Origin of the sequence: Melaminivora alkalimesophila (genome assembly GCF_000282995.1) — a bacterium.
GTDB classification, from domain to species: Bacteria; Pseudomonadota; Gammaproteobacteria; order Burkholderiales; family Burkholderiaceae_C; genus Melaminivora; species Melaminivora alkalimesophila.
Map to the genome: position 1 here is coordinate 1 of NZ_ALEE01000505.1, position 387 is coordinate 387.

Annotated in this window: 1 pseudogene; it reads left to right on the forward strand. The window is 76.5% G+C overall.

Annotated elements, in window-relative coordinates:
* Nucleotides 1–387 (forward strand): annotated as a pseudogene (locus tag A612_RS09820) (UvrD-helicase domain-containing protein); the annotation flags it as partial.

Below are 387 nucleotides of genomic sequence, written 5' to 3' on the forward strand. Positions count from 1 at the left end.
AACCGGCTGTGCAGGCCGATGCCGCCTGCGAGGACAGCCTGGCATCCCGCCAGGGCGAGGCCATGCACCAGCTGCTCGAGCAGGCGGGCGCTGGCGCGCCGCAGGGCTGGAGCGCCGCGCGGCTGGCACGCCTGGCGCACGATTTCGACCTGCCGGTGCAGGCCGCGGCGCAGGCCGCCGAGGCGGCGCAGCGCATCCTGCGCGGCGAGGGCGCCTGGGCCTGGGACGCGCGGCAGGTGGAGCTGGCCATGAACGAGGTGCCGCTGGTGTGGCAAGGGCAGGGGCTGCGCATCGACCGCGTGGTGCGGCGCCGGCCGGGCGCTGGAATGCCGGCTGGCTGGTGGGTACTGGACTACAAGAGCGCGCTGGCGCCCGAGCGGCAGCCGC